This is a genomic window from Amycolatopsis sp. NBC_00348, assembly GCF_036114655.1.
In the GTDB taxonomy this organism is placed as follows: domain Bacteria; phylum Actinomycetota; class Actinomycetes; order Mycobacteriales; family Pseudonocardiaceae; genus Amycolatopsis.
The window spans coordinates 3,744,156-3,770,905 of record NZ_CP107994.1 but is presented as its reverse complement, the minus strand read 5'-3'; the positions used below and the strand labels follow the sequence as shown (position 1 = coordinate 3,770,905).

33 protein-coding genes are annotated in these 26,750 nt (G+C 72.3%); 22 read left to right on the top strand and 11 right to left on the bottom strand.

Annotated elements, in window-relative coordinates:
* Positions 1-120: 120 nt before the first annotated feature.
* The 7 genes from OHS58_RS16150 (at position 121) to OHS58_RS16120 (ending at position 3,180) form a co-directional block, all read left to right on the top strand.
* Positions 121-594 (top strand): Asp23/Gls24 family envelope stress response protein, encoded by a 474-nt coding sequence (locus tag OHS58_RS16150; protein ID WP_247051227.1) that lies wholly within the window; start codon positions 121-123, stop codon positions 592-594.
* Positions 591-956, top strand: coding sequence for a hypothetical protein (locus OHS58_RS16145; protein WP_328648815.1), 366 nt, complete (start codon positions 591-593; stop codon positions 954-956). Before OHS58_RS16150 ends, OHS58_RS16145 begins: the two co-directional genes overlap by 4 nt.
* Positions 953-1,129 (top strand): hypothetical protein, encoded by a 177-nt coding sequence (locus tag OHS58_RS16140; RefSeq protein WP_247051229.1) that lies wholly within the window; start codon positions 953-955, stop codon positions 1,127-1,129. The genes OHS58_RS16145 and OHS58_RS16140 overlap by 4 nt, the downstream gene beginning before the upstream one ends.
* Positions 1,130-1,131: 2 nt before the next feature.
* A complete protein-coding gene (locus OHS58_RS16135; protein ID WP_247051230.1) occupies positions 1,132-1,512 on the top strand; it encodes an Asp23/Gls24 family envelope stress response protein in 381 nt (126 codons plus the stop codon).
* The gene (locus tag OHS58_RS16130) at positions 1,509-2,036 is read left to right on the top strand and encodes a DUF6286 domain-containing protein (protein WP_326949047.1); all 528 of its coding nucleotides are present in this window, start codon (positions 1,509-1,511) and stop codon (positions 2,034-2,036) included. Before OHS58_RS16135 ends, OHS58_RS16130 begins: the two co-directional genes overlap by 4 nt.
* Positions 2,033-2,605, top strand: a complete 573-nt coding sequence (amaP, locus tag OHS58_RS16125) for an alkaline shock response membrane anchor protein AmaP (protein ID WP_326949048.1) — start codon at positions 2,033-2,035, stop codon at positions 2,603-2,605. The genes OHS58_RS16130 and amaP overlap by 4 nt, the downstream gene beginning before the upstream one ends.
* A gap of 83 nt (positions 2,606-2,688) precedes the next feature.
* Positions 2,689-3,180, top strand: a complete 492-nt coding sequence (locus OHS58_RS16120; protein ID WP_326949049.1) for a molybdopterin-binding protein — start codon at positions 2,689-2,691, stop codon at positions 3,178-3,180.
* Here the strand turns inward: OHS58_RS16120 and eno are convergent.
* Positions 3,164-4,447 (bottom strand): phosphopyruvate hydratase, encoded by a 1,284-nt coding sequence (eno, locus tag OHS58_RS16115; RefSeq protein ID WP_326949050.1) that lies wholly within the window; start codon positions 4,445-4,447, stop codon positions 3,164-3,166. The two genes, OHS58_RS16120 and eno, sit on opposite strands and share 17 nt — an antisense overlap.
* 180 nt (positions 4,448-4,627) lie before the next feature.
* Between eno and OHS58_RS16110 the strand changes: the two genes are divergently transcribed.
* Positions 4,628-5,359, top strand: a complete 732-nt coding sequence (locus OHS58_RS16110) for a TetR/AcrR family transcriptional regulator (protein ID WP_328648814.1) — start codon at positions 4,628-4,630, stop codon at positions 5,357-5,359.
* Positions 5,360-5,364: 5 nt separating this feature from the next.
* Here OHS58_RS16110 and OHS58_RS16105 read toward each other — a convergent pair whose 3' ends face one another.
* Both OHS58_RS16105 and OHS58_RS16100 read right to left on the bottom strand, forming a co-directional pair.
* A complete protein-coding gene (locus tag OHS58_RS16105) occupies positions 5,365-6,981 on the bottom strand; it encodes a CocE/NonD family hydrolase (RefSeq protein ID WP_328648813.1) in 1,617 nt (538 codons plus the stop codon).
* Between the two features lie 88 nt (positions 6,982-7,069).
* Positions 7,070-7,648: a TetR/AcrR family transcriptional regulator gene (locus tag OHS58_RS16100; protein WP_328648812.1), complete on the bottom strand. Its 579-nt coding sequence runs from the start codon at positions 7,646-7,648 to the stop codon at positions 7,070-7,072.
* 70 nt (positions 7,649-7,718) lie between these two features.
* On the opposite strand from OHS58_RS16100, the gene OHS58_RS16095 reads away from it, so the two are divergent.
* The gene (locus tag OHS58_RS16095) at positions 7,719-8,693 is read left to right on the top strand and encodes a ketopantoate reductase family protein (protein WP_328648811.1); all 975 of its coding nucleotides are present in this window, start codon (positions 7,719-7,721) and stop codon (positions 8,691-8,693) included.
* Positions 8,694-8,826: 133 nt separating this feature from the next.
* Positions 8,827-9,618 carry a S1 family peptidase gene (locus tag OHS58_RS16090; RefSeq protein ID WP_326949055.1) on the top strand — a complete coding sequence of 264 codons (792 nt, stop codon included), beginning with the start codon at positions 8,827-8,829 and terminating at the stop codon, positions 9,616-9,618.
* A gap of 54 nt (positions 9,619-9,672) precedes the next feature.
* Here OHS58_RS16090 and OHS58_RS16085 read toward each other — a convergent pair whose 3' ends face one another.
* The 3 genes from OHS58_RS16085 to OHS58_RS16075 all read right to left on the bottom strand — a co-directional run bounded on the left by OHS58_RS16085 (position 9,673) and on the right by OHS58_RS16075 (position 12,582).
* Positions 9,673-11,013, bottom strand: coding sequence for an NtaA/DmoA family FMN-dependent monooxygenase (locus OHS58_RS16085; RefSeq protein ID WP_328648810.1), 1,341 nt, complete (start codon positions 11,011-11,013; stop codon positions 9,673-9,675).
* Between the two features lie 11 nt (positions 11,014-11,024).
* Complete coding sequence (locus OHS58_RS16080) at positions 11,025-12,227, bottom strand: LLM class flavin-dependent oxidoreductase (RefSeq protein WP_328648809.1); 1,203 nt, start codon at positions 12,225-12,227, stop codon at positions 11,025-11,027.
* 178 nt (positions 12,228-12,405) lie between these two features.
* Positions 12,406-12,582: a CsbD family protein gene (locus OHS58_RS16075; RefSeq protein WP_326953773.1), complete on the bottom strand. Its 177-nt coding sequence runs from the start codon at positions 12,580-12,582 to the stop codon at positions 12,406-12,408.
* A gap of 178 nt (positions 12,583-12,760) precedes the next feature.
* Here OHS58_RS16075 and OHS58_RS16070 point away from each other — a divergent pair, with 178 nt between their 5' ends.
* The 4 genes from OHS58_RS16070 (at position 12,761) to OHS58_RS16055 (ending at position 15,382) form a co-directional block, all read left to right on the top strand.
* Positions 12,761-13,261, top strand: coding sequence for a YbaB/EbfC family nucleoid-associated protein (locus tag OHS58_RS16070; protein ID WP_328648808.1), 501 nt, complete (start codon positions 12,761-12,763; stop codon positions 13,259-13,261).
* A 23-nt stretch (positions 13,262-13,284) separates the two neighbouring features.
* On the top strand, positions 13,285-13,620 hold the full coding sequence (locus tag OHS58_RS16065; RefSeq protein ID WP_247051244.1) for a hypothetical protein: 336 nt from the start codon (positions 13,285-13,287) through the stop codon (positions 13,618-13,620).
* Positions 13,617-14,741, top strand: coding sequence for a hypothetical protein (locus OHS58_RS16060; protein WP_328648807.1), 1,125 nt, complete (start codon positions 13,617-13,619; stop codon positions 14,739-14,741). Before OHS58_RS16065 ends, OHS58_RS16060 begins: the two co-directional genes overlap by 4 nt.
* Positions 14,742-14,833: 92 nt before the next feature.
* Positions 14,834-15,382, top strand: a complete 549-nt coding sequence (locus OHS58_RS16055; RefSeq protein ID WP_328649818.1) for a hypothetical protein — start codon at positions 14,834-14,836, stop codon at positions 15,380-15,382.
* A gap of 240 nt (positions 15,383-15,622) precedes the next feature.
* Here OHS58_RS16055 and OHS58_RS16050 read toward each other — a convergent pair whose 3' ends face one another.
* Positions 15,623-15,928 carry a hypothetical protein gene (locus tag OHS58_RS16050; protein ID WP_326949062.1) on the bottom strand — a complete coding sequence of 102 codons (306 nt, stop codon included), beginning with the start codon at positions 15,926-15,928 and terminating at the stop codon, positions 15,623-15,625.
* Between the two features lie 288 nt (positions 15,929-16,216).
* On the opposite strand from OHS58_RS16050, the gene OHS58_RS16045 reads away from it, so the two are divergent.
* The 4 genes from OHS58_RS16045 to OHS58_RS16030 all read left to right on the top strand — a co-directional run bounded on the left by OHS58_RS16045 (position 16,217) and on the right by OHS58_RS16030 (position 19,672).
* A complete protein-coding gene (locus OHS58_RS16045; RefSeq protein ID WP_328648806.1) occupies positions 16,217-16,816 on the top strand; it encodes a TetR/AcrR family transcriptional regulator in 600 nt (199 codons plus the stop codon).
* Positions 16,813-18,390, top strand: a complete 1,578-nt coding sequence (locus OHS58_RS16040) for a carboxylesterase/lipase family protein (protein ID WP_328648805.1) — start codon at positions 16,813-16,815, stop codon at positions 18,388-18,390. The genes OHS58_RS16045 and OHS58_RS16040 overlap by 4 nt, the downstream gene beginning before the upstream one ends.
* A 111-nt stretch (positions 18,391-18,501) precedes the next feature.
* Complete coding sequence (locus OHS58_RS16035) at positions 18,502-19,389, top strand: LLM class flavin-dependent oxidoreductase (protein WP_328648804.1); 888 nt, start codon at positions 18,502-18,504, stop codon at positions 19,387-19,389.
* Positions 19,295-19,672 carry a hypothetical protein gene (locus OHS58_RS16030; RefSeq protein ID WP_328648803.1) on the top strand — a complete coding sequence of 126 codons (378 nt, stop codon included), beginning with the start codon at positions 19,295-19,297 and terminating at the stop codon, positions 19,670-19,672. Before OHS58_RS16035 ends, OHS58_RS16030 begins: the two co-directional genes overlap by 95 nt.
* Positions 19,673-19,685: 13 nt before the next feature.
* Here the strand turns inward: OHS58_RS16030 and OHS58_RS16025 are convergent, their stop codons facing one another.
* Together OHS58_RS16025 and OHS58_RS16020 are read right to left on the bottom strand one after the other, a co-directional pair.
* Complete coding sequence (locus OHS58_RS16025) at positions 19,686-20,129, bottom strand: SRPBCC family protein (RefSeq protein WP_247051251.1); 444 nt, start codon at positions 20,127-20,129, stop codon at positions 19,686-19,688.
* A gap of 69 nt (positions 20,130-20,198) precedes the next feature.
* The gene (locus OHS58_RS16020) at positions 20,199-20,972 is read right to left on the bottom strand and encodes an isocitrate lyase/PEP mutase family protein (RefSeq protein WP_326949067.1); all 774 of its coding nucleotides are present in this window, start codon (positions 20,970-20,972) and stop codon (positions 20,199-20,201) included.
* A 51-nt stretch (positions 20,973-21,023) separates the two neighbouring features.
* On the opposite strand from OHS58_RS16020, the gene OHS58_RS16015 reads away from it, so the two are divergent.
* Positions 21,024-22,103, top strand: coding sequence for a Dyp-type peroxidase (locus OHS58_RS16015; protein ID WP_328648802.1), 1,080 nt, complete (start codon positions 21,024-21,026; stop codon positions 22,101-22,103).
* Here OHS58_RS16015 and OHS58_RS16010 read toward each other — a convergent pair.
* The gene (locus OHS58_RS16010) at positions 22,084-23,181 is read right to left on the bottom strand and encodes a S1 family peptidase (RefSeq protein WP_328648801.1); all 1,098 of its coding nucleotides are present in this window, start codon (positions 23,179-23,181) and stop codon (positions 22,084-22,086) included. The genes OHS58_RS16015 and OHS58_RS16010 overlap by 20 nt on opposite strands.
* A gap of 350 nt (positions 23,182-23,531) precedes the next feature.
* Between OHS58_RS16010 and OHS58_RS16005 the strand changes: the two genes are divergently transcribed.
* Together OHS58_RS16005 and OHS58_RS16000 are read left to right on the top strand one after the other, a co-directional pair.
* The gene (locus OHS58_RS16005) at positions 23,532-24,164 is read left to right on the top strand and encodes a hypothetical protein (protein ID WP_328648800.1); all 633 of its coding nucleotides are present in this window, start codon (positions 23,532-23,534) and stop codon (positions 24,162-24,164) included.
* Positions 24,161-25,165, top strand: a complete 1,005-nt coding sequence (locus OHS58_RS16000; protein WP_328648799.1) for a hypothetical protein — start codon at positions 24,161-24,163, stop codon at positions 25,163-25,165. The genes OHS58_RS16005 and OHS58_RS16000 overlap by 4 nt, the downstream gene beginning before the upstream one ends.
* Before the next feature lies 1 nt (position 25,166).
* Here OHS58_RS16000 and OHS58_RS15995 read toward each other — a convergent pair whose 3' ends face one another.
* Positions 25,167-25,775, bottom strand: coding sequence for an LUD domain-containing protein (locus tag OHS58_RS15995; RefSeq protein ID WP_328648798.1), 609 nt, complete (start codon positions 25,773-25,775; stop codon positions 25,167-25,169).
* A gap of 88 nt (positions 25,776-25,863) precedes the next feature.
* On the opposite strand from OHS58_RS15995, the gene sigJ reads away from it, so the two are divergent.
* A complete protein-coding gene (sigJ, locus tag OHS58_RS15990; RefSeq protein ID WP_328648797.1) occupies positions 25,864-26,748 on the top strand; it encodes an RNA polymerase sigma factor SigJ in 885 nt (294 codons plus the stop codon).
* Positions 26,749-26,750: the final 2 nt, after the last annotated feature.

The window sequence follows — 26,750 nt, the reverse complement described above, 5'->3', positions numbered from 1 at the left end:
ATGGGTGTCACACGATCGGGTCGTGACGATCTTCCCACCGCGTTGTCTGTCCTGTGTGGAAGAACAATCAAGGGGCTTCCGCGAGAACACAACGCATTCCCGATGTGCGAAGGAGACGTCATGACGAACGCCACCGCCACCAAGGTGCCCGCCCAGCAGGCACCGTCCGACCAGGCCAAGAAGGGCGGCGACGGCGCGCTGGTGACGACCGAGGGCGCCACGTCGATCGCCGACGTCGTCGTCCAGAAGATCGCCGGCCTGGCCACGCGCGAGATCCCCGGCGTGCACGCCCTCGGCGGCGGCGCCGCGCGGGCCTTCTCCGCGATCCGCGAGCGGATCCCGGGCGCGACCGCCTCGGCCGGGCAGGGTGTGTCGGTCGAGGTCGGCGAGAAGCAGGCGGCCGTCGACCTGCAGATCGTCGTCGAGTACGGCGTGTCCATCGCGGACCTGTCGCGTTCGGTGCGCCGCAACGTGATCACCGCCGTCGAGCAGATGACCGGCCTGGAGGTGGTCGAGGTGAACATCAACGTCGGCGACCTGCACCTGCCGTCCGAGGACGAGGGCGAGACCACCGAAACCGGCCGGGTGCAGTGAATCCCGAACCCGACGCCGCCCGGATCGCGGCCGCCGTGCGGATCGCACCCGGCGTGACCGGGCTGCACGGCGGCCGGTTCGGCGAGATCGCCACGCTCGACCCGCCGCGGCGGATCGCGGGCGTGCGCGTCCGCGACGAAGACGTCACGATCGCGGTCACCACGCGCTATCCGCTGGTGGCCGCGGACGTCGCCGCGGCCGTGCGCACCGCCGCCGCCGTCGCGGGGCGGCCGGTGCACGTCGTGATCGCGGACCTGGCCGAACCGGCCGGCGCCGCACCGGAGGTCACCGGACCGGACATCCCCGCACCGGAGATCCGCGGACAAGTGGTTGCCGCACAAGAGAAGGAGAGGGTCTCGTGAAGTCCACGCAGCTGGGTCTGCTCACCGGCCTCGTCCTGGGGCTGGCCGTCGCGTTCGGCGGCTTCGGCGCGTTCGCCGCCGTCGCCGTGCTGGGGGCGATCGGCTTCCTGGTCGGGCGCTACCTCGACGGCAAGCTCGACCTGTCGCAGCTCTCCGGCCGCGATCGGGGCTGAGCGTGACCACCACCCTGACCGCGCCGGTCGCCGAGCGCGGCGTGCTGACCATCTCGGCGCAGGCGGTCGAACGGCTGGCCGCCTGCGCCGTGCTCGAGGTCGACGACGTCGGCGGCGCGGCCGGCCGGGTCCTCGGCGTCAGCCTGAGCGGCGAGGACCTCGACCACTCCGCGAAGGTGAGCGCCCACGTCGGCGACGGGACCGTGACGCTCGACGTCCGGATCTCGATCGTCTACCCCGCCTCGGTCGCGCGCACCACCGAACGGGCGCGCGAACACCTCGTGGAGCGGGTGGAGGCGCTGACCGGGCTCACGGTCACGCGCGTCGACCTCGTGGTCACCGCCCTGCACACCACCGCGGGCCAAGTACGGAGGGTCGAATGAAACGCCGTCCCCGCCGGAGCGTCCCGGCTGTCCTGACCGCGGTGGTGGTGCTGGCCGCGTGCGTGCTCGTCGCCGTCGTGGCGGTCCAGCTGATCCTCGGCGAACGTCCGTGGGTCAGCCCGGACTCGGTCGCGTCCCGGCTGCACGACCTGCGGTGGACGGACGTGCTGCCGGCCGTGGCCGGGGGCGTCGTCGCGCTGCTCGGCCTGGTCCTGGTGCTCGGCGCGATCCTGCCGGGGACCATGACCGTGCTGCCGCTGGGCGGATCGTTCGACGCGGGCGCCGCTCGCGGCGGCTACCGCTCGACGCTGCGCGCCGCCGCGGCGGGCGTCGACGGCGTGTCCGGTGCCGCGGTCAAGCTCGGCACCCGGCGAGTGAAGGTCCGGGTCGAGACGGCCCGGACCCGCACCGACGGCCTCGCCGACGCCGTCCGCGAGGCGGTCGGTCACCGGCTCGACCAGGTCGGCCCGGCCACCCGGCCGGCCGTCTCGGTGCGGGTCCGCGCTCCCCGGAGGAAGTCATGACGAACCTGAACCGTCCCGCCCGGCTCAACCGCGTCCTGCTCGGCCTGGTCGGGCTGGTGCTGCTGGCCGCGGGCGGGTTCGCGGTCGCGACGCACTTCCGCCGGCTGACCGTCGTCGACCCGGGGTCGCCGCTGGTCCCGGGCACGGCGTCGCCGCCGACGTGGGTGCTCTACGTCGCCGCCGCGGTGGCCGTGGTGCTCGGGCTGCTGGTGCTGCGCTGGCTGCTCGCCCAGCTGGCGCGCCGGCCGCGGACGCAGACGTGGCGCTTCGAACAGGACCCGGACCGCGGCCGGACCGAACTGGCCGCCGACGCCGCGGTGGCGCCGTTCACCGAGGAGCTCCGGACGTACCCCGGCGTGCACCAGGCGCGCGCCACGCTGGCCGGGACCCGCGAGGACCCGACGCTGGCGCTGGTCGTCTCGGTGGAGCAGGACGGCGACCCCACGGAGATCCGCGAACGCCTGGAGACCGAGGGCCTGCCGCGGCTCCGGCAGGCGCTCGACCTCGACGCGGTCCCGGTCGCGATCGAGTTCCGCTTCACCACGTCCGCCGGCCCTCGCATCCGCTGACGCGGCGTCCCGGGTCGTAAAGTTCCGTATCTGCGGCCGTATCGTGGCTGTACGCCGCGACCACGGTGACTTAGCGTGGAGGGATGGAACCGTCAGCAGTCGGGCTCCTGGTCACCGGGACCGGGTGCGCGTCGCGGGTGATCGGGATCGGCGAGCTGCGGGAGCGGTCGCGGATCCGGCTCGACGTCGAGTACGTGACCCGCCGCCGGCACGAGCGGCACGAGGTGCACGGCGTGCACCTGTACGACGTCCTGCGCGAAGGCCCGCTGCCGGTGGACACGCGGCACAAGATGGCCAGCCTGACGGTCGTCGTGCTGGCGGTGGCCGAGGACGGGTTCCAGGTCGCGCTGTCACTGGCGGAGCTGGACCCGGAGTTCGGTGCCTGCGCCGCGTTGCTGGCGACCCGCTACAACGGCGAGCTGCTCGCCCGCCCGACGCTGGTGATGCCGAGCGACCAGCGGGCCAGCCGGTACGTCCGCGGACTGGCCCGGCTGCAGCTGATGTGCGTCGCCGGCGACCCGGTCCGGAACGGCGTGCGCGGTTCCGGACCGGATCGGGTCAGCGGCGGCCGCTGATGGTGGACGCGCCGGCGTAACGCGCTTCGGCGCCGAGCTCCTCCTCGATGCGGATGAGCTGGTTGTACTTGGCCGTGCGGTCGGAACGCGACAGCGAGCCGGTCTTGATCTGGCCGCAGTTGGTGGCCACGGCGAGGTCGGCGATCGTGGTGTCCTCGGTTTCGCCGGACCGGTGCGACATGACGGCCGAGTAGCCCGCCTTGTGCGCGGTCTCGACGGCGTCGAGCGTCTCGGTGAGCGTGCCGATCTGGTTGACCTTGATCAGGATCGAGTTGCCGATGCCGCGCTCGATGCCGTCCTTGAGCAGGTTCACGTTGGTGCAGAACAGGTCGTCGCCGACGAGCTGCACGCGGTCGCCGATCCGGTCCGTCAGCTGCTTCCAGCCCTCGAAGTCGTCCTGCGCCAGGCCGTCCTCGATGGAGATGATCGGGTACTTCGCGGTCAGCTCGGCGAGGTAGGCGACGTGCTCCTCGACGCTGCGCTTGCGGCCCTCGCCGGTGTAGTCGTAGACCTCGCCGGTGTAGAACTCGGACGCGGCCGGGTCGAGCAGCAGCGCGATGTCCTCGCCGGGCTTGTAGCCGGACTGCTCGATCGCGCGCAGGACGAACTCGAGCGCCTCGTCGGCGGAGCTGAGGTTCGGCGCGAAGCCGCCTTCGTCACCGACGTTGGTGCCGTGCCCGGCGTCGTGCAGTGACTTGCGCAGCGTGTGGAAGACCTCGGAGCCCATCCGGACGGCGTCGGCGAAGGTCTCCGCGCCGATCGGGCCGATCATGAACTCCTGGAAGTCGATCGGGTTGTCCGCGTGCGCGCCGCCGTTGATGATGTTCATCATCGGCATCGGCAGCAGGTGCGCGAACACGCCGCCGACGTAGCGGTAGAGCGGCAGCCCGCTGGCGGCCGCGGCGGCCTTGACCACCGCGAGCGAGACGCCGAGCGTGGCGTTCGCGCCGAGGCGGGCCTTGTTCGGGGTGCCGTCGAGGGCGATCAGCGCGTGGTCGACCTCGGTCTGCGCCTCGGCGTCGAGCCCGACGACCGCTTCGGCGATCTCGCCGTTGACCGCGTCGACGGCCTTGCGCACGCCCTTGCCGTGGAACCGCGACTTGTCCCCGTCGCGCAGTTCGACCGCTTCCTTCGTGCCGGTGGAGGCGCCCGACGGCACGGCGGCCCGGCCGAGCGAACCGTCCGCCAGCTCGACGTCGACCTCGACGGTCGGGTTGCCCCGGCTGTCGAGGACCTGGCGGCCGTGGACCCGGACGATGGCTGTCATGTGACTCCTCGATGAGTTCGCGCCGCGCACCGGTTACGGCGCAACGGCTGCAGGCGCGGCGCCACGGTGAGCCGCGAAACATCGGGGAGACTAGCAGAAGTTACTGAATCGATCCTGAACTTTTCGTGAGCACGAGCCGCCGGGACGAGCGGCACCGCGAAGGCCGGTAGCATCCGGGAAATGGCGCCCCCTCGAACACCAGAGGCGACCCGCACCGGGCCGCGCCGGCGGGACGCGCAGGAGAACCTCGCGCGGATCCTGGCCACCGCGGCCGGCCTGTTCGCGGAACGGGGCCTCACCGTCACGCTGGCCGACGTCGCCAAGGCGGCCGGCGTGGGTGTCGGGACGGTCTACCGGACCTTCGCGACGAAGGACGACCTGATCCACGAGGTCTACGAGCCTCGGTTCGCGGCGGCGGAACAGCAAGCGCTCGACGCGAGCACGGACGCGGACCCGTGGCACGGGATCGCCGGGTTCCTCGAAACCTGCGTCACGACGCTGGCACCCGACCGCGGCTTCCGCGAGCTCCTGAACGGGTCCTACAGCGAAACGCTCGGCTGGTCCCGCCCGCGCACGCCGCACCGGCTGGCGAAGCTCGTCGAGGACAGCCACAACCGGACCGGGGCGCACCTCGAACGGCTCGTCCGGCGCGCCCGCGAGGCCGGGCTCGTGCGGGACGACCTCGTCGCGGGTGACCTGCTGCTGCTGTCGATGGCCGTGCAGACGTCGGTCGACTTCGGCGGCCCGCGCCACCCGCGGTTGTACCGGCGGGTGATCGGGCTCGTGCTGGACAGCCTGCAGCCCGCCCGCGAGGCGCCGACGCCGTTGCCGGAGCCGGGGCTGACCAACCGGCAGATCGCGGCACTGGAACGGCAGCGGCGCCAGCGGATCGCGCCACCCGAGGCGACGTAGTTCCCTTACGCGATCGGCACGGTGAGCGTCGACCGGGCACAGTGGACGGTGTAGCGCGTGGCCGTGAACGTCGTCGCCGTCGCGATCGGTTCCCCGGTGCCGGGGTTGCGCGCGTAGCGGGGATGGGCGCCGCCGCTGACCTGCAGCCGCAGCCGGTGCCCGGCGGCGAACCGGTGTGCGCAGGCACCCAGGTCGAGCGACAACGCGCCGGCGCGGCCGGGATCGAGCCGCCGGAAGACCTCGGTGACGTTGCGGGAGCGGCCGCGCGGGTCGACGTCGCAGAGCCGGACGAACACGTCCGCGTGCGGGTTGTCGGTTTTCAGCGCCAGTTCCACCCGCGGCGCCCCGATGACCTCCAGCGCCGAGCCGAGTGGTTCGGAGGTGAACGTCAGCACGTCCGGCCGGGCCTCGAGCGCGCGGTTGTCCCGCGCCCCGGCGCCGGCCGACATGTGCCGGCCGCCCACGGCGGGCGTCGGATCGGCCGGGTCGTACCGGAACCCGGTGGACGCGCCTTCGACGCCGGCGGTGTCGCCGAGCCGCCCGTCGGCCCGCAGGCGGAGCACGCGGTCGGTGGTCGCGGGCGGCCACGACGGCAGCGTCCGCCACTCGCCCGCGCCGGTGACGTGCACGCGGACCGGTTGTGAGCGTGCGGGACCGCCGTCGAGGTGCTGTTCGAGCCAGGCCAGGGTCTCCCGGTCGATCACGCGCGCGGCGGCGGCGAGGGTGTCCAGGTGCTTCCACGGCCCGATCGTGAGCGCGACGTCGACGTCCCTTGTGGACAAAGCCCGGTACTGCTCGAGGGTCTGGTCGAGGAAGACGTCGTGCCAGCCGCCGACGAGCAGGACCGGGGCCTCGACCTCGGTGAGGCTTTCGCTTGCGTCGTAAGCGTTCCAGAAGGGATCGGCCGGATCCGCGTGGGACAGCCACCCGGCGAACCACGGCGCGGCGCCGTCGAGCGCGGTCTCCGCGGCCGCGCCGAGGGGCGTCTCGTGCGTGGCTTTGCGCGCCCGGCGGCCGGACGTCATCGCCTGGCGCAGCCCGCCGTCGCTCTGGGCGAGCACGGTGGCGCTCCAGCCGAGGAAGTCGGCCAGGGCGAACGCGCCGGTGCCGTACATCGCGCGGGCCATGTCGTGCGGGCCGACGACCACCACGGCGGCCTTCAGTTCGGGCGGCGGGTCGCGCAGCAGGGACCACTGGCTCCAGCCGAGGTAGGAACCGCCCAGGGTGGCCAGCCGGCCGTCGAACCACGGCTGTTCGCGCAGCCAGGCGACGGTGTCCTGGCCGTCGGCGGCCTCCTGCGTCATCGGCCGGAGCACGCCCGACGAGCCGCCGGTTCCGCGGACGCTCTGCACGAGGACGTGGAAGCCGCGCGCCGCGAGCATCCGGCCGTGCAGCAGGCTGACCGGCAGCCCGCGGCCGTACGGCGACCGGATCAGCACAGCGCCGCGCGCTCCGGCCCGCGGCTCGTAGTGGTCGGTGACCAGTTCGGCGCCGTCACGGGCAGGCACCCGCAGCCCGCGCGTGATCGTGTACGCCGTGCGCGCCGGCGGCAGCGAGAACGCCCGGGTGTGGACGGCCCCGGCCGCGCGGGCGATGAGGCCGGGGGTCGACGGTGCTGGCATGTGCGGCTCCTCGTGCTCGGCTCCGTCAGCGTACCGGAACAGCTATTCCGGCAAGGTTCGGCTTCCGGGACGAGCAGTCCGGTACGGGCTACTTCGGCCTGGTCAGCCCGTCCAGCACCAGGGTGATGACGCCGTCGGCCTCGGCCCGCCAATCGGGGCGGTCGTGGGCCGCGCCGATGCCGTGCAGCGCCATCATCACGGTGCCGGCGCCCACGTCGTCGCGGACGGAACCGCCTTCCACCGCGGCGGCCACCAGTTCGGTGACGGCCTGCTCCAGCGCCAGGCTGCCGTCGGCGAGCGCACTCGAGCCGGTGGTCATGAGCGTGGCCAGGGTCCGGGCGATGCCCTGGTGGGCGTCCATGTGGTCGACCATGCCGCGCAGGAAGGCCGCCAACGCCTCCTGCGCGGGCAGGGTGGCCCGCAACCGGCGGGCGCGGTCGCACAACGCGGCGACCTCCTCGTGGTAGACCGCCTCGGCCAGCGCCTCCCGGGTGGGGAAGTGGCGGTACAGCGTGCCGGTGCCCACGCCGGCCAAGCGCGCGAAGTCGTCGAAGCGCAGGTCGAAGAAGCCCCCGGCGTCGAAGACCTCCCGGGCCTTGGCCACCAGGGCGTCGCGGTTGCGCCGGGCGTCGGCGCGCAACGGCTTGTCGGAACCTCGCGTTGACAACCGGACCCGGCCTCCCTAGCTTGAGAAGTGGAGATGACCTCCATTTCCATCCTAGCTCATGAGGTGTGCCTTGCGGATCCTGATGTTCGGCCGCGGCGTGATCGCCACGGTGTACGGCTGGGCCCTCGAACGGGCCGGGCACGAGGTCGAGTTCTACGTCCGGCCGGGCCGCGCGGCGGCGTACGGGGGAGCGGTGGACCTCGACCTGCTCGACACGCGGCGGCGGCCGTGGGGGCAGCGGGTCGTCGAGAAGTGGCCGGTGCGCTACCGCGAAGAGCTGGCGCCGGACCACGACTTCGACCTGATCGTGCTGAGCGTGCAGCACCACCGCCTCGCGGAGGCCGCGGCGTTCCTGGCCCCGCGCGTCGGCGCGGCCACCGTGCTGGTCTTCGGCAACCTCTGGGCCGAGCCGACGGCCGCGATCGGGGAGCTCCCCCTCGATCGCGTCGCGTGGGGCTTTCCCCAAGCGGGCGGTGGTTTCGGCGCGGACGGCGTGCTCCGCGGGGCCCTGCTGCCGCAGGCCGTCTTCGGCACCCTCGACCGGCCGCCGACCGACCGGGAGCAGGCCGTGCGCCGGGTGTTTCGCGAGGCCAGGTTCCGGCCGCGGGAGAAGCCCGACTTCCGCGGCTGGCTGTGGGTCCACTTCGCGTTCAACGCGGGCGTGCACACGCAGGGCCTGAAACTGGGTTCGCTGGCCGAGCTGGCCGGGTCGAGGCGCGCCTTTCGCGAAGCGCTGCTGACCGGCCGCGAGCTGCTGCCGCTCCTCGAAGCGCGTGGCGTCGACCTGCGACGCCACCGGGGCGGGGTGGTGGGATTGCGTGCGCCCGCCTGGCTGACGGCCCCCGTGCTCGCCTGGCTGACCGCGCACTTCGCGCCGCTGCGCGTGAACTTCGAGGCGCAGTCCGACCCCGGGACCGAGGAACCGCGCGAGATCTGCCGCGACACCCTGGCGGAAGCGCGACGGCTGGGCGTCGCGGTACCCCGCCTGGAAGCGGCGGAACCGACCTTCGCGCGCGAAGGGGAGGCCCGTCCGTCAGCGGTGTGAGCCAAGAAGTGTCGGACAAAAACCAACCATCTCCGCAAACTTTCAGATTGCTACTTTCGTAGCTAACCGAGACCCGAGCCCGTCTGGTCTGCTCGTGATCACCACCTTCCAGGTCCCCTGAAGGGAGATGTTCATGCAGGTAGACGGACGTTCGGTGGTCCGGCGGGCCGCAGTGGCGCTCATCGCGGCCGGGGCGCTCGCCGTCGTGACCGCACCGGGCGCCGCCGGTGCCGGCCCGCGGATCGTGGGCGGGACGGCGACCACCATCGACGAGTTCCCGGCCACCGTCATCTTCAACGTCAACGGTGCGCAGCACTGCGCGGGCACCCTGGTCGCGCCGGACAAGGTGCTGACCGCCGCGCACTGCACCGACGGCGTCGAGGCGTCGCAGATGGAGATCATCGGTGGCCAGACCAAGTTCAGTGACACCTCCGGCGAGAAGGCCGGCGTGAGCGACGTCTGGCAGAACCCGGGCTTCGACATGACCGGCATGCAGCACGACAACTCCGTGCTGACGCTGGACAAGGAGCTGCCCTACAAGCCGGCGACGCTGGTGCAGTCGGCCGACGACGCCGCGTACCAGGCGGGCGCCGACGTCACCGTGGTCGGCTGGGGCGCGACGTCCGAGGGCGGCGACGTCTCCGACACCCTGCTGAAGGTGTCGGTTCCGGTGGTGGACAACGATTCCTGCGCCACGGCCTACAGCACGGGCGGCAACAGCTACGACAAGGCGTCGATGTTCTGCGCCGGCGTGCCCGAGGGCGGCAAGGACTCCTGCCAGGGCGACTCCGGCGGCCCGGCCTACGTCGAGGGCAAGCTTGCCGGCATCGTGTCGTGGGGCCAGGGCTGCGCGCGCAAGGACTTCCCGGGCGTGTACACCAAGGTGGGCAACGACTACGCGGACATCAGCACGCACATCGGCTGATCCGGCGGGAACGACGACGACGGCCCGGGAGCGAAACCCGGGCCGTCGTCGTGTTCAGGCGTCCAGGCCGAGGTGCTCGCGCAGGGTCGTGCCGGTGTACTCGGTCCGGAACGAACCGCGTTCCTGCAGCAGCGGCACGACCTTGTCCGCGAACTCGTCGAGCCCGCCCGGCGTGACGTGCGGGACGAGGATGAAGCCGTCGCTGGCGTCCGCCTGGACCAGGCCGTCGATCGTGGCGGCGACGGTCGCGGGGGAGCCGATGAACGTCTGCCGGCCGGTGACCTCGATGATCAGCTCGCGGATGGACAGGTTCTTCGCCTCGGCGAGCTGCCGCCACTCCTTCGCGGTGGCCTGCGGGTCGCGGTACATCCGGACGCTGGCCCGGCCGCGCGCGATCGTGTGCTCCCCGAGCACCGGGTCGATGTCGGGCAGCGGGCCGTCCGGGTCGTAGCCGGACAGGTCGGCGTTCCACAGCTGCTCGAGGAACTTGATCGCGGTCTGCCCGCTGACCTGCTGCAGCCGGACGACGTGGGCGCGCTCGTGGGCGTCGGCGTCGGTGTCGCCGAGGACGAACGTCGCCGCGGGCAGGATCACCAGCTGCTCGGACGTCCGGCCGTACTTCGCCAGCCGGTCCTTGACGTCGGTGTAGAACGCCTGCCCGGCCTCGAGGGTGCCGTAGCGGCTGAAGATCGCGTCCGCGGTGGCCGCGGCGAACTCGCGGCCCTCGTCGGAGTCGCCGGCCTGGATGATCACCGGGCGGCCCTGCGGGCTGCGCGGTACCGGGAACCGGCCCTCGATGTCGAAGTGCTTGTCGTGGTGGGCAAAGGCGCCCGCGGCGGGATCCCGGAGGAAGACGCCGCTGCCGGCGTCGGCGGCGATCTCGTCGCCGCGCCAGGAGTCGAACAGCTCCCAGGCGGTGCGCAGGAACGTCTCGGCGCGGTCGTAGCGCTGGTCCTGCGGGAGGTACCCGGCACGCCGGAAGTTCTCGCCGGTGAAGGCGTCCCACGACGTGACGACGTTCCAGGCCGCGCGCCCGGCGGAGAGGTGGTCGAGCGAGGCGAACTGGCGGGCCACCTCGAACGGCTCGTTGAACGTCGAGTTGATGGTGCCGGCCAGGCCGAGCCGCTCGGTGACCGCGGCCAGCGCCGAGAGCACGGTGAAGGTGTCGGGGCGGCCGACGACGTCGAGGTCGTAGATCTCGCCGTTCTGCTCGCGCAGGCGCAGGCCCTCGGCGAGGAAGAAGAAGTCGAACTTGGCGCGTTCGGCCGTCTGCGCGAGCCTGACGAACGAGCTGAACTCGATGTGGCTGCCGGCTTCGGGGTCGCTCCACACGGTCGTGTTGTTCACGCCGGGGAAGTGCGCCGCGAGGTGGATCTGCTTGCGGGGCTGGGACATCGCGGGCCTCCTCAGGCGGCGTAGCGGTTGGCGGGCTTGGCGAGGCCGAGCAGGCCGCGCAGGGTGTCCGCCTCGTACTCGGTGCGGAAGGCGCCGCGGGCACGCAGCTCGGGGACCAGGCCCCGGGTGATCGCGGTCAGGTCGTGCGGCACCGCGCCCGGCCGCAGCCGGAACCCGGAGAGCCCGGCCGCCTGCCAGTCGAGCAGCAGGTCGGCGAGCCCGGCGGGCGTGCCGGTGAAGACGTGGGCGTCCGAGGTGTACTTCGCGCCGGAGAGGTCGTCGAGCCGAGCCTTGCGGTCGGCCGCGGCCTTCTCGGTCTCGTCGAGGAACACGACGACGTCGCCGAACACGTGCAGCGTCTCGGCCGCGCGGCCGGCCCGGTCCTGCTCGTCGCGCACCGCGGTGACGATCTCGCCGGCCTGCGCGCGGTCGAACGGCGTCACGTAGACGACGTCGGCCGAGCGGGCGGCGAGCCGGTAGGGGACCGCGGCGTGCGCCAGCGCGGTGACCGGTGGCTGGCCCTGCGGCGGGCGCGGGGTGATCGACGGGCCCTTGACCTTGAACCAGCGGCCTTCGAAGTCGATGTAGTGCAGCTTCTCCCGGTCGACGAACCGGCCGGTCGCGACGTCGCGGATCTCGGCGTCGTCCTCCCAGCTGTCCCACAGCCGGCGCAGCACCTCGACGTAGTCCGCGGCCTCGTCGAACAGCTCCGACAGCGGGCTCACGACGTCCGGGGTGGTGGAGTCCTCGAGCCGGAACTCGCCGAACTCGCGGCGGCCGAAGTGCCGGTTGTCCGCGGGCCGCCCGGCGACCTGGACGCGGACGCCGGCCCGGCCGCCGCTGACGTAGTCGAGCGTCGCGATCGCCTTCGACAGGTGGAACGGCTCGGTGTGGGTGACGATCGCGGTCGGCACGAGCCCGATGTGCGAGGTCAGCGGCGCGACGCGGGCGGCGATCAGCACCGCGTCGAGGCGGCCCTGGACGAGGTCGGTGCGTTCGCCCGGCCGGTCGAGGTACTGCTCGGTCTGCAGGGCCAGCGAGTCCTCGAGGGTGACGAAGTCCAGCTTGGCCGCTTCGGCCTCGCGGACCACGTCGGCCCAGTACCCCGCGGTGAGCAGCTCACCCGGCCGCGCCTCCGGCTCCCGCCACGCGGCGGGGTGCCACCCGGCACCGTCCAGCGCGACGGCGATCCGTGGTCCGTTCCCTGCTGCCATCCCGGCTTTCCTTCCCTCGTCCCGTCGCCTCAGTGTGCGCCGGTTCCCGGTGGCCGGGCCGGAGTGGCCAGGGGATGGGAAAGCAGGAAGTTTCCCGGCGGCCCGGGAATAACCGGGACGTGAAACGGCCGCCGCACTCCGGAGTGCGGCGGCCGTCCCGGGCCGGGGCCCGGGGAGATCAGTCCTTGTGACCCTTCACAGCGTCCTTGACCTTGTCGGCGGCCTGCTTGAGGGCACCCTTGCCCTGCTCGGCCTTGCCTTCGGCCTGCCACTGCTCGTTCCCGGTGGCGTCGCCGACCTTTTCCTTGGCCTGGCCCTTGAGCTCTTCGGCCTTGTGTTCCGCCTTGTCGTTCATCGTCCGCCTTTCCTGGGGTGCGGTACGGCTACCCGGTGCCGCGGCGGATACACATCGGGCCGGGTGCGGGGGCACGGCCGTCGCCCACCCCGGGGCGAAACTCCGAAAACGGACCGGAACCCCCCGCGGATCTGACATCATGCGGGCGGATGTCACCAGACCGCGCAAGGGAGACACGATGTCCGCGCACATGGACGAGCTGATCGCCCAGTTCCAGAACTTCCAGGCGAAGGTTCGCCAGGCCGAGACCCGGTTCGCCGGGGTCGGCGACATGCAGGAGCGGATCGCCCAGGTGGCGACGACCGTGACCTCGCCGGACGGCAACGTCACGGTCGTGGCCGGGGCCGGCGGGACCGTCACCGACCTGCGGCTCGCCGCGGGGGCCACGCACCTCGAGGCGGGCCGGCTGGCGGCGATCATCATGACGACCCTGCGCCAGGCCGTGGCCGGGGCCGTCCAGCAGCAGGCCGGGATCGTGGACGACGCCTTCGGCGACACGCTCGGCGTCAACACGCAGGAGCAGGTGCGCGAGGCGCAGGCCGAAGCCTTCGGAACCACGGCGGAACCCCCTGCGTCGGAGCCCCAGGGGCCGCAGCAGCCCCAGGCCGCACCGCGACGCCGGCCCGCCCCGCGGGACGACGACTACTTCGAAGAGAACACGATCCTCCGCCGCGACTGACCCCGACCGAGAGAGCTCCCGCGATGCCAGAAGGAATCCAGACCAACATCGGCGCGATCTCCGCGTACGCCCGGCAGCTGCCGTTCTACGAGCAGGAAGCCGACAAGTTCGGCGCCAAGATCGACGCCGCCGACGTCACGGACGAGGCGTGGGGGCTCATCGGCCTGTTCGCGAAGCAGGGCTACACCGACCGGCTCGGCGAACTGCGGTCGCTGCTGACCGACCTGAAGGACGGCGTCGACGGCTTCACCACGAAGCTGACCAAGGCCGCGGAGATGTACCAGGGCATGGAAGACGCCGGCGTGATCACGTTCGGCCGGTACGAGGCGCAGATCGACGCGGTCGGGGAGGGCAAGTGAGCGAGGACAAGAGCATCGCCGACGCGCTGGACGTCCAGCCCTACGACGAGAGCACGGGCGCGAACCTCGACCGCGCGGCGGGTTACGTGCCGGTGGCGGGCACGGCCTACAAGGCGGGCAAGTCCATCGGGGAGCACGCCCAGCAGGCGGCCCAGGCGGGCAACTTCGGCGAGCTGGCCTCCGCGGGCGGCGCGCTGGTCGGCGACGGCGCGAAGTTCGTCGGCGCGGCCGCCGGCGACATGGTCACCTTCGCCATGGACCCGATCGGCTGGCTCGTCAGCCACGGCCTGAACATGCTGCTCGAGCTGGTGCAGCCGCTGCAGGACGCGCTGCACCAGGTCACCGGCGACGGCCCGGCCATCGGGCACGCGTCGGAGAACTTCGTCACGATCGCCCAGGGCTTCGTCGCACTCGCCGAGGACTTCGAGAAGACCGGCGACACCGCGCTGGCCGAGTGGGTGGACGACGCCGGCAACGCGGCGAAGGAAGCGCTCGGCGACTTCTCCTCGGGCATCCGCGGCGTCGGCTCGGCCGCCGGTTCGGTGGCCGAGGTGCTGCAGATGTGGTCGATGGTCATGGTCGTCATCGAAGAGGTGATCAAGGGGATCATCACCGAGCTGGTGTCCTGGCTGATCACGCTCTGGCTGCCCGCGCTGGCGGCGTCGGTGATCAGCTTCGGCAGCTCGGTGGCCGCCGCGATGACCGCGTCGATCGCCAAGGCCGCCAGCGTGCTGAAGAAGGTGACCGGGTACCTGGGCAAGTTCGGCAAGCTGCTCGACACCTTCATCGAGTTCATGGCGAAGTACTCGACGAAGCTCGTCGAGTTCACCACCAAGCTGCGGGTCGGCGTGATGCCCGGCCAGACCAAGTTCGGCTTCGGCGCGGTCGCCCAGGGCTTCCAGCCGAGCAACCGGGTGCTCACGACGATGTTCGGCACCTCGGCGGGCGCCGGCCCGCTGCTAGCCGGCGCGGGCGTCAAGGCGGGCATCGGCGCGGCGAAGGGCGCCTTCGCCGAAGGCAAGGAAGCTGTCACGCCCGAGGGGGACGAACCGTGGTTCGACAAGAGCGAGATCGGCGGGGACCGGAGTCCGGAGGACACCCGGAAGGACCTGGACATCTAGAAACCCGGGCGGCCGAACTCCAGGACCGCGCGGAACGCTGGTCGGCCGACGCCCAGGTCCGTCCGGGCTTCCGGGAACGCGTCGAGGGTTTCCTGCGGGACCAGTGGCACGAGCCGGTGATCGTCCTGCGCCTGGGGGACACGGACCTGGGTTTCGACGTCCCCGGCCGCCGCCACGACGGGACGGTGGCGGGAAAGCGGCTGATCCGCAGGTTCTTCTGGAACATCGCCCGCGGCATCGGCGGCGCGGTCGTGTCCGTCTTTGTCCTGGCCAACGGCGGCGGCGGGGGCCGTCCGTTCCAGCGGGAGATCCGCGTGTCGGGCCCGGCGGACGCACAGGCGCTGGACCTGACCGACCGCCTGGGCTCGGCGAGCGGCCCATGGCTGGCGTTCTCCCCGACGGCGGTAGCCGTGGTGGACACGGGCTCGACGTACGTCGACCCGGCCGACGCGCCGGCGCCGCGGATCGTCTGGGAGGCCCGGAAACCCGAGGCCCCGGCGGTCGGCTTCCGCAAGCAGGAGCTGACTTGGCCGGATGGTTCGGTGTTCCGCTTCCCGCTGCACGGACGTTCGGAGGAGCAGCACCTGCGGAAGTTCCTGGAGTGGCCGGACGTGGTGCACTGGAACGGCCGCCCGGAGTAGGACAGCCGGAGCACGCGCCTCGGCGACCCGGCCAAAGACGGCCGCCGGGGCGGCCAACACGGGCGCCCGGAGTGGCCAATACGGCGGCCGAGGTGGCCAACACCGCGGCCGCAACGGCCAACACGGCGGCCGGAGCGGCCAACACGGCGGCCGGAGCGGCCGGAGTGGCCAACACTGCCCGCAGCGACGAACACCCTGCCCGGAGGGACCGACGAGCGGCCGGCGCGAGTTTCGGGTGGCTTAGCTCTGTGCGGGGGCCGGGTCGGCGAAGTGGAGGCCGTCGCGGCGGTGGCGGGGGCCCAGCTCCTCCGTCAAGATCGTGTCCAGGTCTCGCGCGGCCCTGCGCAGCGGCCGGCGGACCGTCCACAGCACGGTCAGCGTGGCGAACACCAGGATCACCACCGTGACGCCGAGAGCCGTGTCGGCGAGGAGCAGGATCGTCGCCGCCAGGACCAGGATCGGGGACAGCCCGGTGGTCGAGCGGCGGGCGTGGCGCGGGCGGTGCGTCCATGCACGCAAGCCCGCCTGTCGGTGGTGCGTGGTCATCCGTCCTCCACCCCTGCGCCCCGGCGGGTCGCTACGCTGCGTTCCCGCCATTAGCTCCAAAGTGTCGCAGACGAGGGCGTTCGGATGATCAGTCCAGACCGTGGTGTACCCGAAAGACTGTCCCCCATCGCCCGGTAGGCCGTACATGATCGGGCTGAATGCGCAATCAGGTGAGGTGCGTGTCGGAATAGTTCACCGGATCGGGTGATGGTCTACGGATTCCGCGCCACAACGTCGTCACTCTGAACAGGACTGTTTAACCGCGGCCGCCACGGGCTATCACCAAGGGTGGCCCCCGAACGGAGCAATGAGACGGCCGTCCACGCCGCGCGCCGGGCGCAGCTGGTGGACGCGGCCATCGACGTGCTCGCCCGCGACGGGTACGCCGCCGCGTCCACCGTGCGGATCGCGCGGGCGGCCGGGGTCAGCCGCGGCGTGCTCACCTACCACTTCCGGGACCGCGCCGACCTGGTCGCCGAGGTCGTCCGGACGGTGTACGCGCTCGCCGGAGCGGAGCTGGGGCCGCGGGTCGTCCGGGCCGGGTCGCCGCGGGCGAGCCTGCTCGCCTTCATCGGTGGCAGCGTCGAGTTCTACGCCGCTTATCCCCGGCACCTGGCCGCGCTCAGCGCCGTCTTCACCGCGCAGGAGCGGGACGGCACCCGGCACCACCAGACCGAGCTGGACGACGTCGGCGCGCTGCTGCGCGCCGGGGTCGAGGCCGGCGAGTTCCGGGCCTTCGACGTCGCGATCATGGCCGGCACGATCCGCGCCGCGCTCGACGCCGCCCTGGTCCGCGTCACCGCCGACCGCACGCCCGCCACGGCGGCGCGGGTGCGCGACGAACTGGTCCGCACGTTCGACCTGGCGACCCGAAAGGAAACCCCATGACCGTCCGAGCCCGGATCGCCGGCGCGCTGACCGTGGCGCTGGCCCTGACCGCGGCCGCGTGCTCGAGCCCGCCACCCGAAGGGCCGCAGCTGACCGTCGGCACCACCAGCGGTCAGGTGCACGGCCTGGCCACCGCGTCGGCGCGGGAGTTCCTCGGCGTCCGCTACGCGCTCGCGCCGACGGGGGAGCGCCGCTGGACCGCGCCGCAGCCCGCGCCGGCCCCGGCCGGCGTCGTCGACGCGACCCGCCCCGGCGCCCGCTGCTCCCAGGGGACGCAGGCCGCCGGGACGTCCGAGGACTGCCTGTTCCTCAACGTGACGACCCCGCGCGACCAAGCGCCCGGCGAGCGGCTGCCGGTCATGGTGTGGTGGCACGGCGGGGGTTACACCAGTGGCTCCGGCGCCGACTACGACGCCCAGCGACTGGCCTCGCGCGGGCACGTCGTCGTGGTCACGGTCAACTACCGCCTCGGCGTCTTCGGCTACCTCGGGCTGCCCGGCCTGGCCGGCTCGGGGAACTTCGGCTTCGCCGACCAGCTCGCCGCCACCCACTGGGCGAAGGACAACGCCGCGGCCTTCGGCGGCGACCCGGGCAACCTGACCGTCTTCGGCGAGTCCGCGGGCGGGATGTCGGCGTGCGCGCTGCTCACCTCGCCGCAGGCCGCCGGGCTCGTCCAGCGCGTCGCGATCTCGTCCGGCTCCTGCTTCCTGAACTGGCCCGCGGGCGGGTTGTTCCCCGGCGTCCCGGCGCAGACGCCCTACACCTCGCTGGCCACCGACCAGGCCGACGGCGTCGTGACCGCGAACCAGCTGGGCTGCACAGGTTCCGGCGCGCTGCAGTGCCTTCGCCGCCTGCCCGCAGACAAGCTGCTGCCGGTGAGCACGGCGTTCTCCGACCACCTCGCCTACGGCACCGACCTGCTGCCGGAGAACCCGCCGGACGCGGTCCGCGCCGGCCGGATCGCCCGGATCCCGGTCCTCTCGGGCGGCAACCACGACGAAGCCCGCTCGTTCATGGGCGGCGCGGCGATGGCCGACCCGTCCTCGATCACCGAGGCGACCTACCCGCAGCTCGTGCGGGCGGCGTTCGGCGTCCGCGCCGCGGACGTCCTGCGCGAGTACCCGCTGCAGCGGTTCCCGACGCCGGTCGAGGCGTTCTCGACGGTGATCACCGACGCGGCGTGGAGCTGTCCCACTCTGGCCGGCAACCAGGCCTTGGCGCGCACGACCAAGGTGTTCCCGTACGAGTTCGCCGAGTCGCACGCACCGAACGTCAACCAGGTCAACGTGCCCGGCATGGCCCAGGGCGCGGCGCACGCCACCGACACGCCGTACCTGTTCGACCTCGGCGGCAAGAACCTGCTCACCGATCCCGCCCAGGCCCGGCTCGGGGAGCGGATGGTCGGCTACTGGAGCGGCTTCGCCCGCACCGGGACCCCGGCCGCGCCCGGGGCGGCGGACATCGTCCCGGGGACCGCCACCTCGACGAGCGTGCTGAGCCTGACGGCCGCCGGTGGGAACGTCGTCGACAGCGGATCCGACCACCACTGCGGCTTCTGGCCGCGGAACCCGTAGCCCGCCGGAAGTACTGCGCCGAACGTGCGACATGAGTAACGGAGCCGTCGCTCTCGGGGACTGACTTCTCAGTGCCATCGAGGAGCAGACCCGAGCAGCCGGAGGCCGTGGATGCAGATCGACCTGTTCAACGAGATCCAGAACCCCCGGCCGTGGCCCGAAGGCCACGAGCAGCTCCGGTTCGGCCAGGCGATCGAACAGGCCGTTCTCGCGGACGAACTGGGCTACGGGTGCTGGTGGCAGGTCGAGCACCACGGCGCGGGGGAGTTCAGCCTGTCGTCCGCGCCGGAGCTGATGCTGGCGGCGCTTTCCCAGCGCACCAGCCGGATCCGGCTCGGGCACTCCGCGGTGCTCGCGCCGGGCCGGTTCAACCACCCGATCCGCGTCGCCGAGCGCGCCGCGACGCTCGACCACCTCAGCGGCGGCCGGGTCGAGCTCGGCCTGACCCGCTCGACGATCCCGGAGTGGCGCCTGTTCGGCATCGAGCCGGACGACGCTCGCGCCCAGACGCAGGAAGCCTTCGAGATGGTGCCGCGGATGTGGACCTCCGAACGGTTCTCCCACGAGAGCGACGCCTACCGCGTCGACGACGTCGCGATCGGGCCGAAACCCTTGCAGCGGCCCCATCCGCCGCTGTGGCAGGCGGCGGCGAGCGCGTCCTCCTTCGAGGAGGCCGGGCGCCGCGGCGTCGGCGTGCTGGGCACGACGATGTGGGAGTCGCTGGAGCGCGCCGGCCGGCTGATCGGCCTGTACCGGGCGGCGGCCCGCGCAGTGTACCGACCCGGTCGGCGCGTTCGTCAACAACCAGGTCGGCTTCTTCACGTTCGTGCACTGCGCGGACACCGACGAGGAGGCGATGCGCAACGGCGCCGCCGCGGCCGCGGCCTGGTACACCGTGACGGCGTTGACGTTCTTCGAGGCGGCGAACGAGTTCGTCCGCCTCAACGCCCGCCAGCAGGAGCTGGTGGCGGCGCCGGACGGCGGTGGCCTGACGGGTGAGTTCCTGCGCGGCGAGGCGCAGAACGGCCCGACGGACGCGAACCTGCTGATCGCCCGGATCCTGCAAGGGGAATCGGTGCCGGACGACGAGATCTTCGAGGTGCTGAGCGCGCAGGACTCGCTGATCGTCGGCAGCCCGGACACCTGCCGCAAGAAGCTGCAGGCCTACGCCGATCTCGGCATCGACCGGCTGATGTGCCTGCAGCAGATCGGCGGCATCCCGCACGACAAGGTGCTGAAGAGCATCCGCCTGATCGGCGAGCTGATCCCGGACCTGGCCTGACCTCGCCTGAGCTTCAGGCGGCGGCACCGAGGTCGTCGAGCACCGGCGGCAGGCCCTCGGCCAGCATCCGGCGGCGGACCCGCTGCAGCAGGCGGGACATGACGAGCCCGCCGACGCCGCGGAAACCGGTGTGCGAGTAGGTGAAGCGGGTGCCCGCGGCGGTGTCCTCGAGGCGGTAGGTGACGAAGCTCGGCTCGTCGGTTTCCTTGTTGCGCCAGGTGAAGCGCAGCAAGGCCGGCGCGTCGGCGGCGAGGACCTCGCAGCGGACGACGCCGTCCCAGCCGGGCACGGGCTTGCCGACGAACCGGAACCGCGTGCCGACCTCGGGGACGAACCCCTCGGGACGGCCGCCCTGGCCGGTGGACGTCCACCGGGGGACCAGGGCCGGGTCGGTCAGCGCCCGCCACACGCGGTCGCGGGGGTGCGGGTACTCGGTGACGATCTCGAACTCGCTCACGGCGGCGTCCTCTCGTTGTTTACAGTCACCGTATCACTTCAGTGACTGTAAACAACGAGGGATCCGCCGTCAGTTCAGCTTGCGGGTGTCGGCGGGCAGGCCACCGCCGCCGTAGACGTCTTCGGCCAGCTTGGCCAGGGCCGTCAGCGCGACGTTCTGGCTCCACGGCCCGTACGAGACCCGGGAGACGCCGAGCTTCTGCGCGACGGCCAGGGGGATCGAGCCCGGGATGCCGATCAGGTTGACCTTGCGCTCGCCGAGCGCCTCGACCAGGCGGCCGACCTGGGTCTCGTCGAGCTTGCCGGGGGCGAAGAAGTTCGACGCGCCCGCGTCGAGGTAGGCGCGGCCGCGGGTGATCGCCTCGGTCAGCGCCTCCTCCTGGTCGCCGATCTTGAGGAACGCGTCGGTGCGGGCGTTGAGCACGAAGTCGACACCGGCCGACTGCGCCGCGGCGACGGCCGCCTCGACCGCCTTGACGGACTCGGCGAGCGGCTTCATCTGGTCTTCGAGGTTCGCCCCGACGGCGCCGGCCTCGATGGCCCGGGCGATGGTGCCGCCCGGGTCGCCGTAGCCGGCTTCGAGGTCGGCGGAGACGGGCAGGTCGCCCGCCGTGCGCACGATCAGGGCGACTTCGGCGATCATCTCGTCGCGTGGGATCTTTTCGCCGTCCGGGTAGCCGCGGGAGGCGGCGATGCCGTGGCTCGGGGTGGCGAGGGCCTGCGTGCCCGGCGTCTCGGCGACGACCTTCGCCGTGATCGCGTCCCAGACGTTGACGACGAGCAGCAGTTCCGGAGCCGCGTGCAGCTCCTGCAAGCGCTTGGCCTTGTCGGCGGTGGAAGTCATGTCCCCCAATGTAGGAGGAGGGAGCGATGGCGGCGAATGCTATCGTCGCGGATGCTTTCGAAAGAGGCCTCGCCGGGTGACGCCGAGGAGATCGCCGGACCCCTCACCCGCGCCGCCATCTTCCTGCTGCTGCGAATCGACTTCGGCGGCGAGGACGTCGTCAAGGACCTGCTGGCCGACCTGCCCGGGTTGCGGCGGTCCGTCGGGTTCCGGTCGCTGACCGGCGGCCTCTCCTGCCTGGCCGGGATCGGCTCGGCCGCCTGGGACCGGGTCTACGGCAGCCCGCGCCCGGCCGAGCTGCACGAGCTGCCCGTGTTCAAGGGCGAGCGCCACGAAAGCGTGACGAGTGACGCCGACCTCCTGTTCCACTTCCGCGCGGACCGGATGGACCTGTGCTTCGAGCTGGAGACGCTGATCATGGCGCGGCTCGCCGGCGCGGTCACCGTCGTCGACGAGGTGCAGGGTTTCCGCTACTTCGACGCGCGCGACGTGCTCGGCTTCGTCGACGGCACCGAGAACCCGACCGGCCGCGCCGCCCGCGCGGCCGTGTACGTCGACGACGACGGCGGGTTCAACGGCGGCAGCTACGTCGTCGTCCAGAAGTACCTGCACGACATGACGGCGTGGAACGCGCTGTCCACCGAGGAGCAGGAGCGGGTGATCGGTCGGCGCAAACTGTCCGATGTGGAGCTTTCGGACGCGGAGAAGCCGAGCGATTCCCACATCGCGCTCAACGTGATCACCGACGACGACGGCAACGAACTGGACATCCTGCGCGACAACATGCCGTTCGGCCGCCCGGCGTACGGCGAGTTCGGCACCTACTTCATCGGCTACGCGAAGTCGCCCGTGGTGATCGAGCGGATGCTGGAGAACATGTTCGTCGGGTCGCCGCCCGGGAACCACGACCGCATCCTCGACTTCTCGACCCCGCACACCGGCGCGTTGCTGTACGTGCCGACGGCGGACTTCCTGGAGGACCCGCCCGAGCCGGAAACCGAAGCGGAAGAACCGGCAGCGGAACCGGAAACGGAACCCGGAACAGCCCCGGCACCCGACGACTCGCTCGGCATCGGCGGCCTCCGGGAGACCGCCGAGCCGTCAGCGGGTGTCAGTTGGTTTCGAGAGTGAGGCCGTAGCGGTCCAGCACCTCCCGCACGGGCTGGAAGAACGTGTCGCCGCCGGTCTCGCAGTCACCGGACCCGCCGGACGTCATGCCCTGGGCCTGCACCAGCTTGGTGCCGGACCCCGCGGCGGGACGGCTGACGAACGAGCCGCCCGAGTCGCCGGGTTCGGCGCAGGCGTCGGTGTGCGTGAGCCCGTACACGAGGTTGCCGTCGCCGTAGTTCACGGCCTGGTCGAGCGCGATGACGCGGCCGCACTGCCAGTGGGTGGTGATGCCGGACCGGCAGATCCGGCCGCCGACCGGCACGACGTCCGTGCCGTCGATCCGCACGTCGGTGCCGTCCTCGTGGCGGTCCACCCGCGGCGGCGTCGAAACGGCGTCACTGGTCACCTTGACGGTGCCGTAGTCGTTGTCGGGGAACGACGATTTCGCGACCTTGCCGATGGGGCCGCCGACGCCGCTCACCGCGCCGCCGAGTTCCGTGCAGTGCCCGGCGGTGATGACGAAGTGGACGTCGTTGTCGTTGTAGGCGTTGAACCCGATCGAACAGGCGCCGCCGTTGAAGTAGAGGCCCTGCCCGCCGATGGCGTCCCACAGCGGCCGCGGCGCCCGGTCGACGCGCTCCACCCGCACCGGCGCGCCGCCCGCGGTGGCCCACGCGACACCGGCCGGATCGCCGCCCACCACGCTCACGACGACCTCGTTGGCGGGCGCGTCGACGTACCAGCCGGCGACCGAGGCGGGTACGCCGGTGGCTCTGCGATCCAGCGTCGACTGGACGCCCTTCAGCTCGGACGCGCTGTGCCGCACCACTTTCGGCGTCGCCCCGGCGGCGCGGATCTGCGCCGCGCGGGCCGCGTCGGTCGTGCCGACGACCAGGCCGCCGGTGGTGGTGTCCAGCCAGGACAGCCCGAAGGCGCTACCCAGGGAGCCGCCGAGCGTGTGCTGCGCGGCGGCCAGCGCGGCCGGGCCGGCGGCTTCCGTCAACGGCGCGGCGGCCGCCGAGGCCGGGGTGGCGAAAGCGGTGGCCGCGGCCGCGGCGCCGACGAGGGCGGCCACGGTGCGCAGGGGTCGTCGAATCACGAGAACCTCCAGGAGTCGTGAGTGCGAGAACCGCACCCGTCAATCGACGTTACGCAGTACCGGGAAAGCCGGATAGCTGCCATTTGAGTAGGTCTCGCAATTCCCCTTTCCGGCGCAACGGGCCAGGTTGCGGGCTTGTCGATCGTCACTCCTGTGAGTGATCACCGCGGTTGGTGACGCCCCGCCTGGTCGCTTCACGCGCGACAATCCGCGACGATTTTCGCGGCATTCGAGAATTGTTTCCGGTCGACGAGCCGCCGGTTTCTCACCTGATCGTGGCCGAAACCTGGGTTCGGTAGCAGCCGGGCCCGCGCAGGCTGGTGGCGTCTCGAGGACAGGAGGTGGTTGCGGTGAACACGAAGGATCCGGCGCGGGCCCGGCACGAGCGCCACGAACGGTGGCATGGGCACCCGGTGGTGCTCACCGCCCTGGTCGTGGCTTCGGTCGCGACCGTGGCGCTGGGCGTGCTGGCCGGACTCGGGTTCGGCGGGTTCATGGCGCAGTTCCGGACCATGGCGATCGACAGCATCTTCGACGACCGCGGCGACGCGGACCCGCCGTACGTGGTCGTCTGGGGCACGCTGGGCGTCTTCGGCTGCCTCTTCGCGGCCACCCTCGCCGGCGCCGCCGCGCGCCGCTACCGGGGCCGGCCGGCGAGTCCCGCGTTCCCGGCCGTGCTGGCGCTGGCGGGCGGCACCGTCGGTGCCGGGGTGTCGGCCCGCGGGTGGCTCCCGCCGCTCGCCGTCGGCACCGCCGTCGACCCGGTGTTCCACCAGGACGAGCCGTGGGGTTTCTGGGGCTGGCTCTTCTACTACGCCGACTGGTGGGTGCCGGCGCTGCTGCTCGTGGTGACCCTGCTGGTGCTCGGCCGCGCCGTCACCGGCCGCCGCCGGTACACCGGGATGGTCCGGACCGCGCGATCCCGTCCTCGCCGGCTGGCTGCCGGCCCGCTGAGCCCTTCGAGAGTCCGGAGAACATCGTGATCAAGCTCGTCCGCGGGTTCCTGACCGGTGCCGTCATCGGGGTGACGGTGAGCGCCTTCGTCACCGGCATCATCATCGAAAACGTCCCGTTGATCCTCACGGGCATCGGACTTCCCTTCGCCTACGGGCTTCTCCTGTTCGTCGCCGGGATGCCGCGGCGGGCGCGGGAGGCGGCGGTCGTGCCGCGCGTGGCGCTCGCGAAGATCGAGAGCCTCCGCGCCAGTGGCACGGAGACGGGTGACGTGCCGGTCCGGTTCGACCTCACGGTCGCCCCGTACGGCGAGCCGTCGTTCCGCGCCAAAGCCCGCCTCGACGTCAACCTCGTCGACCTGCCCAGCTACCGGCCGGGTGACGTCCTGGTCGTCGCGTACCCGCCGGACCGCCCGTGGAAGGCCCGGATCGTCGAGCCGGACGCGGAATGGGCGCGCCGCGCGGCCGGCGCCACCCTGGCGTCCGCGCCCGAGTCCACTGTGGTCCGGAAGCCGTCGGCCGGTTCCGGGCACGGCTTCCTCGTCCTCCTCGGGATCCTGGTCGGCGTGGCCGTGGTCGTCCTGCAGTTCCGCACCGAGCTGTTCGCCCCGGCGGCGGAAGCCTCCGAAGCCTCCGAAGCCTCGGAGGCCGCCGAACCCACGTCGGTCACGTCGTCCTCGGGTTCGGCCACGGTCACCGTCGACCCGGGACAGTCCCTGGCGGACGTGGGCGAGCTGCGCCGTGCCGTCGACGGCCTGGCGCAGCACGCGGACGTCACGAAGGTGCTCACCGCGGTCGTCCAGGAGCACCGCCTGTCGGTGGTGTTCGCGCCGACCGGCGTCACGGTCCCGTCGTTCGACCTGCGCGCCCTGCCCGTCGACCGCGTCCCGGCCCTGGTGGCGAAGGCCCGGAGCACCCTGGAGGTCGGCACACCGCAGACGTGGCAGGTGACGGTGATCCCGTTCGCGGGCGCGGTGACCCTCCGCATCGTGGTCACCGGCCCGGACGGCAGCGCCTCCCTCGGCGGCTGAGTCAGAAGCCGACGGCCTCGCGCAGCAACAGGATGGTGACGCGCCCGGGACCGTCCGCGTTGAGGACCAGCAGGCGGTTGATCGCGCTCGGCTGACCGTAGACCGCTTGGGCGCGGGCGCTTTCCAGCGGCAGCGCGTGCTCTTCGAGGCGCCGCAACGCCGTGGCCATGTCGGGGACCACCTTCTGCGCCCCGACGACCCAGATCGCCCGGCCCGCGCCGCCGGCGTAGGCGGGCACCTGGCTGCCGCTGCCCGAGGCGACCACCACGGACCCGGTCTCGGTGACCGCCGCGACGCTGCCCACCACGAAGTCGGGGGTGGCGATCAGCCGCCGGATGTCGTCGGCCCGGGTGGCGCGGTCCATCGCCAGGACCCGCGGCTTGACGGCGTCGAACCGGCCGCCGGTGTTGAGGTCCTCCTCGATGCCCGAGAGCCGGGTCGTCTCGCTGGCCGAGGTGAACACGCTCGCGCCGGCCGGGACGAGCTCACGGACGCGGTCGCGCGCGGCGGCGACGTCGTCGAGGATCTCCACGGTGAAGCCGTGTTCCTTCAGCGCGGTGGCCGCTCGCTCCAGGCGCTCCGCGGGCGCGGCGGCGGTGAACGGGGTCATGGTTCCTCCTGCGGGGTCGTGTCACAACGAAGCCGTGGGGTTCGTCAGGACTACGACCAGGCAGCACCGCGGAATGTGAGGCGACCCGATGACCCGGCCCGACCCGATCACGAGCGAACGGCGGCACCTGACCAGCCTCGGCTACCGGCTCCTCGGCTCGCTGGCCGACGCCGAGGACGTCGTCCAGGAGACCTTCGCCCGCTGGTACGCCCTGTCCGCGCGGGAGCGGGACGCGATCGCGTCACCCGGCGCCTGGCTGACGACGGTCGCCGGCCGGATCTGCCTGACCCAGCTCGCTTCCGCGCGCGTGCGGCGCGAGGCGTACGTGGGGGAGTGGATCCCGGAGCCGCTGCCGGGCAGCACGGAGTGGATCGGCGTCGTGGACCCGGCCGACCGGGTCACCCTCGACGAGTCGGTAGACATGGCCTTCCTCGTCGTGCTCGAGGCGACGACCCCGGCCGAGCGCGTCGCGTTCGTCCTGCACGACGTCTACCGCTACCCGTTCGCCGAAGTGGCCGGGATCGTCGGCCGGTCGACGGCGGCGTGCCGGCAGCTGGCCTCGTCGGCGCGCCGGCGGATCCAGGCGTCGCGCCCACCCGTGGCCACCCCGGCCGGCAAGCAGGCGGACCTCGTCCGGAGCTTCAAGGTGGCCTGGGAAGCCCAGGACATCGCGGCGCTGATCGGCCTGCTCGACCCCGGCGTCACGGCGACCGCCGACGGCGGCGGGCTGGCGACCGCCCGCCTCGAACCGATGTACGGCGGCGAAGCGGTCGCGCGTGCCTGCGCCGCGATCCTGGACGTGCTGCCCGGTATTACCTTCCGGGAGACCACCGTCAACGGCCGGCCTGGCATGCTTTCCCGGCAGCACGGCGTCACCGTGACGGTGTTCGCGTTCGACGTCGAGGACGACCGGATCAAGCACATCTGGGCGGTGCGCAACCCCGAGAAGCTGCGCGCCTGGACGGCGGCCTGAGC